General features: G+C 47.2%; 11 protein-coding genes. All 11 read right to left on the bottom strand.

Annotated elements, in window-relative coordinates; all coding sequences use genetic code 11:
* Positions 1-5 precede the first annotated feature (5 nt).
* The 11 genes from M3087_RS12165 to M3087_RS12115 all read right to left on the bottom strand — a co-directional run bounded on the left by M3087_RS12165 (position 6) and on the right by M3087_RS12115 (position 13,467).
* Positions 6-881, bottom strand: coding sequence for a YicC/YloC family endoribonuclease (locus tag M3087_RS12165; RefSeq protein WP_022383393.1), 876 nt, complete (start codon positions 879-881; stop codon positions 6-8).
* Between the two features lie 101 nt (positions 882-982).
* The gene (locus tag M3087_RS12160; RefSeq protein WP_249096128.1) at positions 983-1,531 is read right to left on the bottom strand and encodes a DUF4240 domain-containing protein; all 549 of its coding nucleotides are present in this window, start codon (positions 1,529-1,531) and stop codon (positions 983-985) included.
* A gap of 797 nt (positions 1,532-2,328) precedes the next feature.
* Positions 2,329-3,414 (bottom strand): butyrate kinase, encoded by a 1,086-nt coding sequence (gene buk / locus M3087_RS12155; protein WP_249096126.1) that lies wholly within the window; start codon positions 3,412-3,414, stop codon positions 2,329-2,331.
* The gene (locus M3087_RS12150; protein ID WP_249096124.1) at positions 3,395-4,348 is read right to left on the bottom strand and encodes a phosphate acyltransferase; all 954 of its coding nucleotides are present in this window, start codon (positions 4,346-4,348) and stop codon (positions 3,395-3,397) included. The genes buk and M3087_RS12150 overlap by 20 nt, the downstream gene beginning before the upstream one ends.
* A gap of 708 nt (positions 4,349-5,056) precedes the next feature.
* Positions 5,057-6,490 (bottom strand): tetratricopeptide repeat protein, encoded by a 1,434-nt coding sequence (locus tag M3087_RS12145; RefSeq protein WP_249096122.1) that lies wholly within the window; start codon positions 6,488-6,490, stop codon positions 5,057-5,059.
* A 34-nt stretch (positions 6,491-6,524) separates the two neighbouring features.
* Positions 6,525-7,475 (bottom strand): PstS family phosphate ABC transporter substrate-binding protein, encoded by a 951-nt coding sequence (locus M3087_RS12140; RefSeq protein WP_022383399.1) that lies wholly within the window; start codon positions 7,473-7,475, stop codon positions 6,525-6,527.
* A 169-nt stretch (positions 7,476-7,644) separates the two neighbouring features.
* Positions 7,645-8,466, bottom strand: coding sequence for an energy transducer TonB (locus tag M3087_RS12135; RefSeq protein ID WP_022383400.1), 822 nt, complete (start codon positions 8,464-8,466; stop codon positions 7,645-7,647).
* Positions 8,467-8,492: 26 nt separating this feature from the next.
* Positions 8,493-9,146, bottom strand: coding sequence for an ExbD/TolR family protein (locus M3087_RS12130; protein WP_022383401.1), 654 nt, complete (start codon positions 9,144-9,146; stop codon positions 8,493-8,495).
* A 17-nt stretch (positions 9,147-9,163) separates the two neighbouring features.
* Complete coding sequence (locus M3087_RS12125) at positions 9,164-9,766, bottom strand: ExbD/TolR family protein (protein ID WP_022383402.1); 603 nt, start codon at positions 9,764-9,766, stop codon at positions 9,164-9,166.
* A 30-nt stretch (positions 9,767-9,796) separates the two neighbouring features.
* Positions 9,797-10,603 (bottom strand): MotA/TolQ/ExbB proton channel family protein, encoded by an 807-nt coding sequence (locus M3087_RS12120; RefSeq protein ID WP_022383403.1) that lies wholly within the window; start codon positions 10,601-10,603, stop codon positions 9,797-9,799.
* Between the two features lie 614 nt (positions 10,604-11,217).
* Positions 11,218-13,467, bottom strand: coding sequence for a fimbrillin family protein (locus M3087_RS12115; protein WP_249096119.1), 2,250 nt, complete (start codon positions 13,465-13,467; stop codon positions 11,218-11,220).
* Between the last annotated feature and the right edge of the window lie 492 nt (positions 13,468-13,959).

Here is a 13,959-nt window from a genome sequence, read left to right as displayed (position 1 = left end):
CGACATCACATGACATTCAGCACCTGCTCCTTGATTTGCTCCAGCTCATCCTTCATCTTCACCACGATGTTCTGCATCTCGGCATGATTGGACTTGCTTCCGGTGGTGTTGATTTCGCGGCCCATCTCCTGAGCGATGAACCCGAGCTTCTTGCCCTGCCCGTGTCCGTCGTGCATGGTCTCACGGAAGTAGCGCAAGTGGTTTGCCAGGCGCTGCTTCTCCTCGTTGATATCCAGCTTTTCGATGTAATAGATGAGTTCCTGCTCCAGGCGGTTCTTGTCATAATCGACGCTGAGCGTCTTCTCCAGCGCGTCGGTGATGCGTTCGCGGATGCGGGTGACGCGCTCCGTCTCATACACTTCGATGGATGCCAGGAGGGAGGTGATGTTGTCGAGCTTCTCGTTGAACTTGCGTTCGAGCGCTTCGCCTTCCTGCCGGCGGAAGTCCACCAGCCGGTCGATGGCTTCATGGATGGCGTCGTTGACTACCGTCCACTCTTCTTCAGAGAGCTCCTGGATTTCCACCTTGGTCAGGACGTCGGGCAGACGGAGCAAGGTCTGGAACCAGTCGGCGGGGAGAGGGATGCCGGTCGTCTCGGCAATGGTGTTTATCTGTTTGTAGTAGTTCTCAAGTACTGCCATGTTGATGGGTGTCGCCGTGTCGGCAACATCTTTCTCCACCCACAGCATGAAGTCCACCTTTCCGCGCTCCAGCCGCTTGGCTATCAGGTTGCGTATTTCCATCTCTTTCTCACGATAGAGTGGCGCGATGCGGGTGGACAGGTCGAGGGCTTTGCTGTTGAGCGACTTGATCTCGACATTGATTTTCTTTCCTTCGAATGCGACTGTCGCCTTGCCGTATCCGGTCATTGATTGTATCATATACTCTGCTATTTTTTGCAAAAGTAATTCATTCTGCCTAGTTGACCAACACCGCATTTGAAGTTTTATGGGCTTCTGCCCAGGAAGCGGAAAGCCGGGGTTCAGAATGTGTCGTCGCCCCACCAGCGGTCGAAGGTGCGCGGACACACACGGTGGATGGACTCTTCGTCGTCTTCCTCCCACTGGAAGTCAAGGTGGGGCAGCACATCGGCAGGCCATTCATAGCGTGCGGCTTCTTCGTCAAAGTCCTTGCCGTACACCTCTTCCAGGACGTTCATCACAGCATAGTCCAGCTCCTCCTGCTGCGGATATTCACTGCCCGACGGGCTGCTCAACCGACCGAAGACATCGCACAGGGAGTCTGCGTTTTCCAGTGCCGCATAGAAGATGTCCCGTCCGCGTGCCATGAGCCAGAAACGGAAATTGTCAAACCCGTCATCGCTGCATCCTCCCAGCACGACATAAGCCACTGCCCACAAGTCCTGCCGGTAAGACAGACGTCCGAAATATTCCCACCAGTAACGGAAACCCATCAGCTCCTCCACCGGGCATCGGCTCAACACTGCCTCCAGGTTGCGTCCGCCGTGAGACTCCTCGATGAGCTGCCAGAAGCGGGTCTCTGTAATCAAGGTTGCTACATCCTTTTTCATCTTTTCGTGTTTTTACAGGATTGTCATCGTGAAACTAAACCTCTTATGGTACACAAAGATAGGGAGAATCTGACAATGTACAACTTCTATTTCCCTTTTTATGGACCGGCACATGAAAAAGAGGGGACGAAGGGAAAGAAATGTCATCCGACGCTTCTCTCCGCTTCGTCCCTTGTCAACCACGACTAGTTACAGAAAAACTCTTCCTGCACACAGAGCCGTCCAGAGGGGAACCGGCTGCCGTGTCCTCTTTCTTGTGCCTGTGTCCGGATAGTCGCTACCACGGACACAGACAGCAAGACAAAGAGAAGAGTCAAAAAGAATGATTTATCCTTTGTTCGTCAGGCCTAGGTCTCATCATATATGTGTCACAGAAATCACAGACATCCTAATCACAAAGGAGACTGAATATGGGAAGAATCATGCGAACCGTCAGAGGAACTGTCGGTCCGCATGACCCATACCCAATTTCCCTCATAACATTTTTACAATGCAAAAGACGCCATTTCTGATGACATCTACACGACAAAAAGTCCGAATACACATGCAATTCGTCCTAAAGACAAGTAACCGAGGACAAATGGACACAGCTGCCTATACACAGTGAGACCGGCCTCACGACCGGTCTCACCCGCAAAATCATATCCTGAAAACGACTCTACTGTTTGTGAGAAAGTATCTGGCTGTTTCGTTGGCCCGGCAACGTGCTTGCACATCATTGCCTGAGACAAGCCGCGGAAACCCTCTGACGGCTCACAAACACCTCAAAAATCTCGGTAGCTCAATATCGTTGAATCCTAAACTGTTGCCGTCGTCAGCTTCTCGCCGGTATATTCCCGACAAGTCAGCGTCCCGTTCAGGGCGCCCAGTGCATTCTCAGCCAATGCACCCATCTCATCTTCACCCGGAATCACCACCACAGGTGCCAGGTAGCTGATTTGCTTCCTCAACAGGTCCACGCAGTAATCACTGTAGGCGATGCCGCCTGTCAGGATAATGGCTTCCGCCTTCCCCTTCAATGCCACATGCATGGCGCCAATCTGCTTGGCGACAGTGTAGAACATGGCTTCGAGGAAATCCCGGCATGCCACATCTCCCTCCAGGGCACGGTCTTCCACCGTCTTCAGGTTGTTCGTGCCCAGATAGGAGACAGCCCCGCCACGGGTTGTAATCATCTTCTTGACTTCCTTCAAGGTATATTGTCCACTGAAGCACAGTTCAGCCAGTTCGTAGGCAGGCAATGTCCCGACCCGCTCGGGGGAGAACGGGCCTTCGCCGTCAAGGGCATTGTTCACATCGATCACTCTTCCGTGCCGATGTGCACTGATGGAAATGCCGCCTCCCAGATGTCCGACGATGACATCAATGTCTTCGTATGCCACTCCCCGACTTGCCGCATAGCGACGGGCAACTGCCTTGCTGTTCAATGCGTGGAAGATGGAACGGCGTTCAATCTGCGGCAGTCCAGTCCGACGCGCCCGCTCGTCCAGCTCGTCCACCACGACAGGGTCGGCAATGTATGCCGGACAACCCGTCCGGGAAGCCCAGTCGTCTGCCAGAAACGCTCCGAGGTTGCAGGCATGTTCGTGCTCGGCATGAATCAGGTCTTCCTTCATCTTCGCATTCACCGGATAAACGCCTCCGGGTGTGGGATGAAGCAACCCGCCGCGACCGATGACTGCGTCAAACTTCGTATCAATTCCCGCCTCCTTCAGCGCCTCCGCAATCCGGTGACGACGGAAATCATACTGCTCGTTGATGTGGACAAAGCCCGCAAGTTCCTCCGTGGAATGACGGATATTGTGCACCCACACTTGCTTTTCGTTCTCATAGACCGCTATCTTGGTCGAGGTGGACCCCGGATTAATAACAAAGATTCTCATGGTTGACTGGTATTTGGGATTTACAGGTTTCAGTCAGGCAGGCTAGTGCCAGGCTGTAATATTTGGAGAGTCCCGAGTCACTGCGCGATGTCACGACCACGGGACATAACGGTCCGCGCAACGTACCTGCCATGTCGGCATTGGCAAAGAGCGTGATGGACTTGTAGAAGGTGTTTCCGGATTCGATGTTCGGGAAAATCAGTATGTCCGCATTGCCCACCACCGGCGAGGAGAGCCCCTTGATGTTGCCGCTGTGGATATCACATGCCGTCTTCACATCCATCGGACCGTCCATCTGCACACGTCCGAATTCTCCCTGGACGGCACATTCCTTCAGGACAGCATAATCGAGCGTATGGGGAAACTTCTCGTTGATTTTTTCCGAACAGTGGAGCAAGGCGATACGTGGCTCCTCCACCCCACAACAATGTGCTACTCCGACGGCATAACGTATCATCGCCTTGAACTGTGCCAGTGTGGGACGCGGGATTACCGCGGCGTCCGAGAATATCAGCAGCTTGGGGTAAGTCGGGACGTGTGCCACCGTGACATGCGTCAGCACTTCCCCCTTGGGCAGAATACCGGTTTCCTTATTAAGGACTGCACGCAGCAGGTTATCGGTATTGATTAACCCCTTCATCAGGATATCCGCCTTCTGCTCACGGACTATCTTCACCGCCAGGGCGGCTGCTTCGTCAGGAGTAGCAACGACCAACACGTCCACATGCTCCGGACAACGGCTGCGCATCTCCTCGGCATGTGCGGCAAAACGAGCATCGGCCACCAATACAAAATCGGCAATTCCTTCCTCCAAAGCACGCGAAACGGCATACTCTGTATGAGGGTCATTCGGGCAGACCACCACAACGCGCTTCCTGTGGGAGAGCGATTGCAGGTGTGCGGTCATCTGGGCAAAGTCTCTAATCGGATTCATATATCATATTTTTAGCAAATATGGTAAAAATCCGGTATAACGCAATAGTCCGAAGGAACTTTTTGCACACAATCCAGCCGTTTGAGAACATTTTGTCAATCATTCTTTCAAGCGAGCTTTCCTTCAAGAGGAAAACAGATTCCCATTTATAGCTGTCAGGCGCCTGAATGAAGAACTTTAGAAAGAGAAAATGAAGGTTCAGATTACAATTCGACAGACTTCTCTACATACTGTTAATTAAACCCAAATCGGGACATGAAGAATCATGCATCCAAGATGTACTAAACACACTTATTCATAAGATTGTACGGGGCTCGACACTACCTGATTGCCCCTCCTCAGGCTTCCGTAGCTCGAGATTCCGGCGAACGGAAAAGACCGACGCTTCTTGCGGAAAAGGTTGCCATCCTCTTGCTGAAGAGCCTGTCCACGTCTTGCTCATCTCCTTTTGCCGAGATGCTCATGAGGATACCAGGGAGATGCGCAAGACGCTGTGTCCTCTTGCGCAAGACGCCCCAACGAGCCTCTCAATGGAGTATCCAAGTTTATCTTGAGGGGAAAATCTTAAAAAAAAATTCCCTTCCTCCGTACCATGGTACCGAGAAAGGGAACAGTTGAAAACATTCGAAAAAATCAGACAACACATAAAAAAGGAGGAGGAAGAATCACTCTTGCTCCTCCTTACACGTAAACAACTAAAATTATCCACTATTTAATACCTTCCAATGCTTTCGTAGCGATAGCATCTTCGGGATCGATAGCCAAGATTTTGTTCCAGTACTCTTTTGATTCTTCGTACTTTTCAGCCACCAGGTAGTAGTAACCCAAGTAGCGGTAGCACTCAATCAAGTAGCGGTTGTAACGACTGTCTTCCTTAGCCTTGTCAGCCAACAAGGTAGCAACCTGTTCGTAGTAAGGCTTAGCCAGACCTGCCGTAGTTTCGGGGTCAAGTGCAGAGTTCGTACGTGCACGCCAGAAATTACCCAGGTAGTTATCGGGAACCAGCTCAGCCAACTTGCCGAAAGTAGAATCAGCCTTATGCAAGGCAACTGTCTTCATCTCCGGAGTATAGTTGATGCTGTCCGTGGTAGTACCTTCACCGTAATACATACGTCCCAATTGGAACACGAGGTCCGGAGTTCTCTTGTCTTCCGGCAGTGTCTCTACATATTTGTTGAACGCATTGATTGCCTCTTCATATTTACCGGCACTTTCATAGCACGATGCAATCTGATTGAGGACTTCGCTGCGCTCCTTGTTCATGTCGTATGCCTTTTCCAAAGAAACAACTGCATCCTCGTATACCTTCAAAGCCTCCAAAAGAGTACCATGGTAAAGGTAATCCAGGTAAGTCAGGTCTTCCACCTTGCATGCACCAAAGAAAGCATTGGCAGCTTCCTTCGCTTCGTCGTAACGCTTCAAGTCAATGAAGTTGTACATACGCAGACGGTTGAATACAGCATGTTGAGGATTCTTTTGCAAACCAAGATTTGCCACTTCCAAGGATTTCTCAAAGTTGTGATTGAGGAAGAGAGCGAAAGAGTATTTCACCAGGTCGTTCTCAGTTGCCTTATCGCCTTCAGCAAAACGTGCGTAAGCATCAGCAGCCTTATCGAACTGGTTGGCAGAATAATAGATTTCAGCCAACTTACGGTCAACTTCCACAGCCTGGGGGTCGATGGCTCTCAACTCTTCCAGCTTTCCGGTAGCCAGACTGGGATTGGCAGCTTTGTAGATATCAGCATACTTCAGGTATGCTTCCTTGCAATTCGGGTCGAAGTAAATAGCCTCTTCGTAACGTTGGCTGGCAGTACCCGGGTCCTTACGGGCCACAGCGATGTCTCCTTCAAAAACAGAGACGATTGCCGATTTGGAATCGGCCTTCTTAGCCAACTTTGCGTAGTCATCCGCCTGCTCCAGTTGTCCGGCATCCAAGTATGCACGACCAATGGCCAAAACCAATTCTACGTTCTTTTTATTCTTGCCTTTCAACAAATCGTCTGCTTGCTCTTCAGCCATTTCAGGATTGGTCTTGATCAAATCCTTCACTTTGGCAACGCCTGCTTTCCAATCTTCTGATTGTGCGTAGAGTGAGCTTGCTGCCACACACGCTCCTAATAAAAATAGATTTAGTCTTTTCATAGAGTGTATCAAGATAATTTTAGTCTTCTACTTATTATTGGTCATTAACTCTCACAGAGATATATCCTCTCAGAATCTCCGGCAACAGACCGGCCTTCAGGATAATGCGTTGTCCGCGATCGCTCTGCATGAAGTTGGAGAAGCCCCACGACAGTCCGTTACGGGGGTCATTCAACAGTATATAGATTGGCCGTGCCAATGGATAATCGTCATAATACAAGTAAGCCTGATAAGGCTTGTAGGAATTGTCGGGACGTGCCTGATTTTCGGCAGAGACCGACATCACCCGAATCTCATCACGGAAAGAGAGCCGTGTCGAGTCACTCCGGTTTGTCAACCAGTTTACGCCGACGACACCGATTGCTTCGGGTGTCTTGGCGACAAAATCAATTACTTCCAGATTGTTGTCCAGTGCATAGACCTTCTTGTTGTCCAAGGGCTTTCCACCACAGATGGAGTCCATGGCGTAACGCACCGTACTTGAATTCTTGTTATCAAACACAAGACAGATGTCGTCCAGCTTTGACGACGGATAAATATCTTTCCAGTTTTGCACATCACCGGTCAGAATCCGGCGTATGTCTCTGACTGAAATGAGCGTGTCAGGATTGCTTCGGTTGACAATCAACGCCAACCCATCGACAGCAACCTTGATGGCACGCGGCTGAAACTTGCGACTTTCAAATGACTGTAATTCTTGGGGTGTAAATGTACGGGTGGCAATTGCCAAGCGCACACTGTCCTTCAACAACAGGCTGATGGCTTCTACTTCCGTTGTATAAATGGGATTTATGGTAGCTGCGGGAGTCAGTCCTTCGAACACATCAATCTCTTCCTGAATGATCGGTCGGAAGCTTTCGTCGGCAGTAATATACACCGAACCGGTATTGAACGTATCCGTACGACCGTCTTTCGGCTTGGGCTGACATGCAACCAACAGGCCTAAGAGCATAAAGCTAATGAGATATGTAAAATGGGTTTTCATTCTAATTATTCGAAAGGCTAGAGATGCTGTAAATTCCACAGGAGCCATCCAGTCTGGCTGCTATTCAGAAAAGAAACAAAACTGAAGTGCTATCGTTTTTGGGATGCCGGCATCAACCGGCAATCCCAAAAACATCGCACTTAATAGAGTTGGAATGAGACAAGTCTCATTACTGTAATCTAAAGACAATAGGCACGGTATATTTTACGGACACAGCCTTACCGTTCTGCTTACCCGGAATCCACTTGGGCATTCCGCTCAACACGCGGATAGCTTCCTTGTCGCAAGAAGGATCCAATGTACGTACAACGACAACGTCGCGTACCTTACCATCTTTACCAACTACGAACTGACAAATAACACGTCCCTGAATACCGTTCTCCTGAGCAATAGCAGGATAACGAAGGTTCTTACCGATGTATTTCATCAACTCTTCCTGTCCGCCGGGGAAGGTCGGCATCTGTTCTACCATATCGAACACCTGATCCGGTTCCTCTTTGGCCTGGACAACGACTTGCTTCAGGTCGGCAATATCCGCACCATGCTCTTCATCGTTACCTTTTACGTCAGCGATAGAAATACTGGTCTTACTTGCATTCAACTCATCCTGACTCTTCATCTGGTCTTCATCAGGCACTTCCTCGTCCTTTTTGATGACCGGAGCAGTAAACTTGATGGTACTCTTCAAGGCAGGAGGGGGAGGAGTTGCTTCCACCGGTTTTACAAATTCCTTCTGCTTAACTTCGGGTTCATCCAATTGCGAAAGCGTTGTTACTTCCGTCATTGCTTCATCCACAGTCTGTTCAGGAGTAGCCAATTTTATCAAAGTCGGGAGAGCACATGCAAGAGCCACTACAAGAATCACAATGATCATTGCGCGTGTGTGACGCTTTGGAGAGTCGGCACGCATCTTATACGCACCATAAGACTTATTCTTATCTCCAAAAACGAGATCACACCATTGTAAAGAAGTCAAATCTATTTTTGCCATATCTATATTATTTTAGGTGTGATTCATTATTGTTGTGCTGCAGCTTCACTGGCCAACGTACCCTTGGCATCAAAGTTCTTGATCAAGAACTCATCACCTTCTGTAATGTCAGTGATCACATACTTACCGATATTGCAAATCTGCATTTCATCGAGAGCATCAATCAGATTCTTATAAGAAGCATCATCTGTAGCTTTGATGATGACAGTCGGGGTATTCTTTCCACCCTTAATGTCGCTCAGTTTCTCCTTATATTCATCCTCAGATATTTTCAAATCAATCTTATCTTGCTTGAGTTTGTTTACTTCATTCACGGCTGCCGCATTTCTCTTCAGCAACATAGCACGCAAACCATCTGCATTATAAGAAGTCTGCTTCAACGATGTATAATCCTCATAGTTGGGTTGTCCGTCATAATAGAAGACCCGGTCATCACCAGCCAACAGCAAAGTAATGGCTTCAGATGCCTTAACTTTTGATTTCTGGTCATCGGTCAAGTCTTCTTTCGCCGGCATACTAATCTCCATCGTCTGAGGCTTACTCATCGTGGTACACAGCATAAAGAAGGTAATCAGCAACATGTTCATATCCACCATCGGAGTAAAATCCACGCGGACATTCATCTTTTTCTGTTTGCTTTTACCTCTTTTTTCATTTGCACCTTGTTGTACTTCTGCCATATTCCTTAACCAGTTTTTTATTCTTCAACTTCCTTCAAGTTCGTAATCAAATTGTAACGATTCTCTCGAAGGTCCTGAAGTGATGACATTACTTGTTTAATTACAGAATAGGGAGTAGTCTGGTCTGCCTTGATAGCAATACGTAAATCCGGATTAGCGGCACGCGCTTGACGTACCCAAGCTTTAAATTGATTATCAACGCTGTCACAGGGGATACCCTCATTCTTCAAAATCTCGTCCTGCTTGTCAGAGGGCAATGCAAGGAATTGCTTCATCTTGCCAATTGCGACACCAAAAGTAGGAGCAAGTGAGAACTTATGTATTTCCGTCGGCGTAAATGCAATACCATACTCATTACCTACCGCCTCCAAAACAGCACGCATATCCTGCTGTTTATCCAGGCTCATGAATATTTTACCTTTCGGGTCGACCAGTATCTGAAGGATATCCGTCTCCGGAATCTTAATTTCAGACACAGAAGCAGGAGTGGAAACCATTACCGGCTCTTTCTTAATGAAGGTTGAAGTCAACATAAAGAAAGTCAGCAACAGTACGGTAACGTCACTCATTGCCGTCATGTCGATGAAAGTATCTTTCTTTTTAATTTTAGCTCTAGCCATAATTAAAATGATTTAAAAGGTGAGCCGAAATTATTTATGAGTAGCAGCAAAAGTCTGTACGATAGAGAAACCTACTTCGTCAAGGCTATAAGTCAACTTATCAATTTTGTTAGTGTAGTAGTTGTAGGAGATAACAGCCAAAGCACCAGTCAAGATACCGAATGCAGTGTTAACCAAGGCCTCAGAAATACCGGTTGACAATGCAACAGAGTCAGTACCACCACCGGCACCCAGAGCCTGGAATGAACGGATCATACCAACAACGGTACCAAGCAGACCGAACAATGTACCCAGAGTAGTAATGGTAGCGATGATCGGCAAGTTCTGCTGCATCATAGGCATTTCAAGAGCTGTAGCTTCTTCCAATTCCTTTTGGATAGCCAATACCTTTTGTTCTTTTGTCAAGCCATTGTTGTTTTCAACTTCAGCGTATTTAACCAAAGTAGCAGTTACTACGTTTGCAACAGAACCGCGTTGTTTGTCACATACTGCGTGAGCTTTCTGCAAGTCACCGGCAGCCAAAGCGTCCTTAATGTTAGCAACGAATTTCACCAAAGAACCTCTACCATAAGCAGAACGCAATGCGAAGTAACGTTCAACGCTCAATGCGATAACAGTCAGCAACAAAGTTTGGATAACCGGCACGATCACACCACCTTTATAGACAGTACCCAACAAGTTTACCGGGTGGTTGTTCGGGTCATTGTTAACAAAGTTAGAGCCATCGCCCAAGAAGAACCGGAAGATACATACTGCTACGATGAAACAGCAGATAATAACTATACCAGCATTTTTGATACCCCAAATCTTCGTAGATTTTTTCTTAGTTGTTTCCATAATAAAGCTTTTTAGTTTTTAAAGTATTTGTTTGTTTAGTTAATAAATTTCAGTTCTGTTGCCGCGGACCGAATCCAAAGTACAGGTAAAATATGAGGCATTTATCCCAAAACTATCCCATCAGCTATCGTCACAAGAGGGTCATTCAATTCTAATCATTACAGATACAACTAGATAAACATTATAAACTCTTGTAAAAAGACTTCGATTTCTTTGAAATAAATACCTGCAAAAATTGCGACAACAAAAATAGTAAATTCTAGGAGATAGATAATATAATTCACATCTTTTAATCAAAAAAACATTTTAGGGCAAGAGACACCTTACAAAATAATCTATAATAAGGGCAATACAGGAACTTAAAGACACATCAGCCTAGCATCTGTAAATAAAGTCACTAATATGGAATGACAAAGATAATACATCCAGTAAAATATACAATAATAAATCTCGGCTATAGGTCGATCCAGCCAGCTCATCGACTTTGATAAATAATGTCAGTATCTATAAAAAGGGACCGACTCTTCCACTAAAGAATCAGTCCCTTCTTAACTAACTAAGCTCAAAATCGCAATCATAGCCATTGGTGCACTCCAAAGACTATGACAAAGCATTTATTTCTCTTCGTGTGCGTCCATCTTCACCCCGCTAGTAGGATTGTCATCTTCCTCCGAACCAATCCATTTAGCTGGATAGCCTTGGTTCATATTGCAGCCATAAACAACCGGGGTGTGCTCTTTATCCTCCACAATCCTCATGCGACCGACAATACCACCGAGCATTTCGTTGCATTCCACCTGGGCATTTGTATGGTGCACACTTGCATGTAGTTCAGAATCGGTAGAGAGGTAACCTATGATACCACCGGCATAGGCGTGTATTCTATTACCAATCCGCGACCGGCCAGCAGTAACTTTTCCGTAGTTCGAGCATCGGCTCATCAGGCATCGTGCGCCACGTCCCACAATGCCACCTGCGTAGGCTGAAGACAATTTGCCGGTTCCCGTGGAATAGGAATACACATTACCCTTGTTCCGGCAGCCTTCGATGGCAGACCAATCGTCAATACTGCCGATGATACCACCACAATAGCCTATCAAGGAAACGGCAGGAAGACGGACCTCGCCATAATTGTCACATGCAGACAGTAGTGCCCGTGTCTTGGAAAGATTATCCGTAAAGGAATTACGACATCCGCAGATACCGCCAAGCTCGATATTGTTGCCGTTACATTTCAGTAAAGCGTGATTGGAACAATCGGAAATCGAACCGGATTTCAGCAGACCGACGATACCGCCAACATGAACCTCCGGCACATTCGGCACAGAAGACGAGTAGGCAAGACGCCCGTAGTTACGACATCCGGTGATACGCCCCAAGTTAACGGCAGCAATACCGCCCATATCAAAGCCACGTTTTTTCACATTAAAGGATTTCAGAGAAGCTGTCAGGGATGCACAGTTGGTGCAGTTCTCAATGCTGCCCACATTATAACCCACCAAACAGCCCATGACCGAAGGCATGTCTTCAGCAGTCAGCGAGACAGCCACGGAACCTGCAAGAGTGACATTACATATATGTCCGGCATTGTTACCGAAGAGTCCCACATAAGTATCAGTCACGTCCGGAAGGTAACCTAAGATGTGGAAGCTCTTACCGTCAAAAGTACCAGCAAAGACATGAGTACTATCGCCGATGGAAGTGAAAGGATGACCACCCAAATCCAAATCTTTGCCAAGCCTGATAGTCTTACCCTCAAATGTTACGCCCGAGTTCACCAAGTCTGCAAGTCCCTTGAGTTCGCTGCCACGAGAGAGAGTGAATACCGCGTCTGTCGCTTTATACCAATGACGGTCTGAAGAGGATCCGTTCCATGGAAAAGGAACGTTTGTGCCGGGTTTGTTCGAAAGACTGTCTGCCTCTCCGTCTTTCCATGGGGAAATTTCCGCATTCAGGGAGGGACTGTTGGTGCTCCGGTCCAAAGAGAGGGTGTACTGATACTTCGTACCAGGCTTCCAATCCTCCTGGTCCGGAGAAATGAAGAAATCATAATGCCCGGAAGGCAGTACGACAGACACCGTATGGTTTCGTGCCTCACCCGGATATACAATTGCCTCCCCCTTCGTGTCTGTAACCCGTGCAGCCAAGGAAGAAGCTGAGGAGGCTTCCGGATCGAGCCTTCTAGTTGACAGGTCGAAAGTCGCCTTAATGGGAACATCTCGTATAAATATCTGCATACCACTCAAATCCGACTCCTGCATACTTTCCTGCAGACTGACGGCAAAACTCAGTTTGCTGAGACAATGAGCGAAGTCAAGCGTCAGTGGTGTAGAAGTAGCAGAAATATCCTTCAGATTGTCGCTACAAAGCAAGTCAAAGGAAGAGGGATGCTGCTGGTCAGAGATATCCAACCCGAGCTTGTAGCCTGAAACATCCTGGAGCGGATAATAAGCCACAAAGTCCACATGCTCTTCAACCGGATAGAACAAGCGGTCTTCCTCTCCTTCGGGACAGAATGCCCCATTCTGATAGACGTAGCAAGCTGGAACTGAATTGACAACGCTCTCTTCCGACAGACCACTGCCACTCAAGTACATGAAAACACCGATGCGGTCATTGGCGTCCCAGTTCAAATCGGTAACTCTAGATATCACGCTGTTAAACGAAACTTCAATATTCGAAAGGGGAATTCTGTTTTCTTCTTCAACATTCTTCTCGCATCCCAAAAGAAGTAGTAAAGATACATAGTTCAATAAGAGCTTACATGTCATGTTCATGGTAGTTAGGGTATGGATGCAGGCAGAAGGACTTGTATCCGGGTTATTATTTTCCTTCCTTCCAAGGAATTGGTTTAAGGTTCTCATAAGGATACCGGATACACAGAAGCAGTACCTTTACGGGGTACGGCATGCATTCCTGTCAGACTCCATCATAAATGAAGTATGTGGAATGTTTAGTCGTACTGCAATATTCGCAAGATAAATCGATATAAGCAAATATTTCATAAAGATAATTACCTGAAGTTCATCCAAAAGGGAGAAAAATTCATCACAAGATGGTATCTTTTATCACCATTAAAATACAATCGAAAGATACGTTATCACCCTATACATAATACCACATAACACAGGCAGAGAATAGCACTGTAAAGAAAAGAGACCTATGTTTGTCAGGAAATAAAAATTTAAGAAAGATCAATGTCAATCATCGGTATTTATCTCTTACTTCATATCTCCCGACCTCTCACACCACCATACGTGCTGTTCAGCACACATTATTATAGCTTAGTCAGAAGCTTCTCACAGCAATTCAAAAATACCAAAACGAAGCAGAGCTTTCAAGCAGGAAGCCCATAA

Origin of the sequence: Mediterranea sp. ET5 (assembly GCF_023337025.1) — a bacterium.
In the GTDB taxonomy this organism is placed as follows: Bacteria; Bacteroidota; Bacteroidia; order Bacteroidales; family Bacteroidaceae; genus Phocaeicola_A.
Note: the sequence above shows the minus strand (reverse complement) of the source record. Positions and strands in the feature narration are given on the sequence as shown.

What these genes read in the sequence shown, in the direction of transcription:
- M3087_RS12165 (WP_022383393.1), bottom strand. Translation starts at nt 881, where the DNA reads ATGATACAATCAATGACCGGATACGGCAAGGCGACAGTCGCATTCGAA.
- M3087_RS12160 (WP_249096128.1), bottom strand. Translation starts at nt 1,531, where the DNA reads ATGAAAAAGGATGTAGCAACCTTGATTACAGAGACCCGCTTCTGGCAG.
- buk (WP_249096126.1), bottom strand. Translation starts at nt 3,414, where the DNA reads ATGAGAATCTTTGTTATTAATCCGGGGTCCACCTCGACCAAGATAGCG.
- M3087_RS12150 (WP_249096124.1), bottom strand. Translation starts at nt 4,348, where the DNA reads ATGAATCCGATTAGAGACTTTGCCCAGATGACCGCACACCTGCAATCG.
- M3087_RS12145 (WP_249096122.1), bottom strand. Translation starts at nt 6,490, where the DNA reads ATGAAAAGACTAAATCTATTTTTATTAGGAGCGTGTGTGGCAGCAAGC.
- M3087_RS12140 (WP_022383399.1), bottom strand. Translation starts at nt 7,475, where the DNA reads ATGAAAACCCATTTTACATATCTCATTAGCTTTATGCTCTTAGGCCTG.
- M3087_RS12135 (WP_022383400.1), bottom strand. Translation starts at nt 8,466, where the DNA reads ATGGCAAAAATAGATTTGACTTCTTTACAATGGTGTGATCTCGTTTTT.
- M3087_RS12130 (WP_022383401.1), bottom strand. Translation starts at nt 9,146, where the DNA reads ATGGCAGAAGTACAACAAGGTGCAAATGAAAAAAGAGGTAAAAGCAAA.
- M3087_RS12125 (WP_022383402.1), bottom strand. Translation starts at nt 9,766, where the DNA reads ATGGCTAGAGCTAAAATTAAAAAGAAAGATACTTTCATCGACATGACG.
- M3087_RS12120 (WP_022383403.1), bottom strand. Translation starts at nt 10,603, where the DNA reads ATGGAAACAACTAAGAAAAAATCTACGAAGATTTGGGGTATCAAAAAT.
- M3087_RS12115 (WP_249096119.1), bottom strand. Translation starts at nt 13,467, where the DNA reads ATGAGAACCTTAAACCAATTCCTTGGAAGGAAGGAAAATAATAACCCG.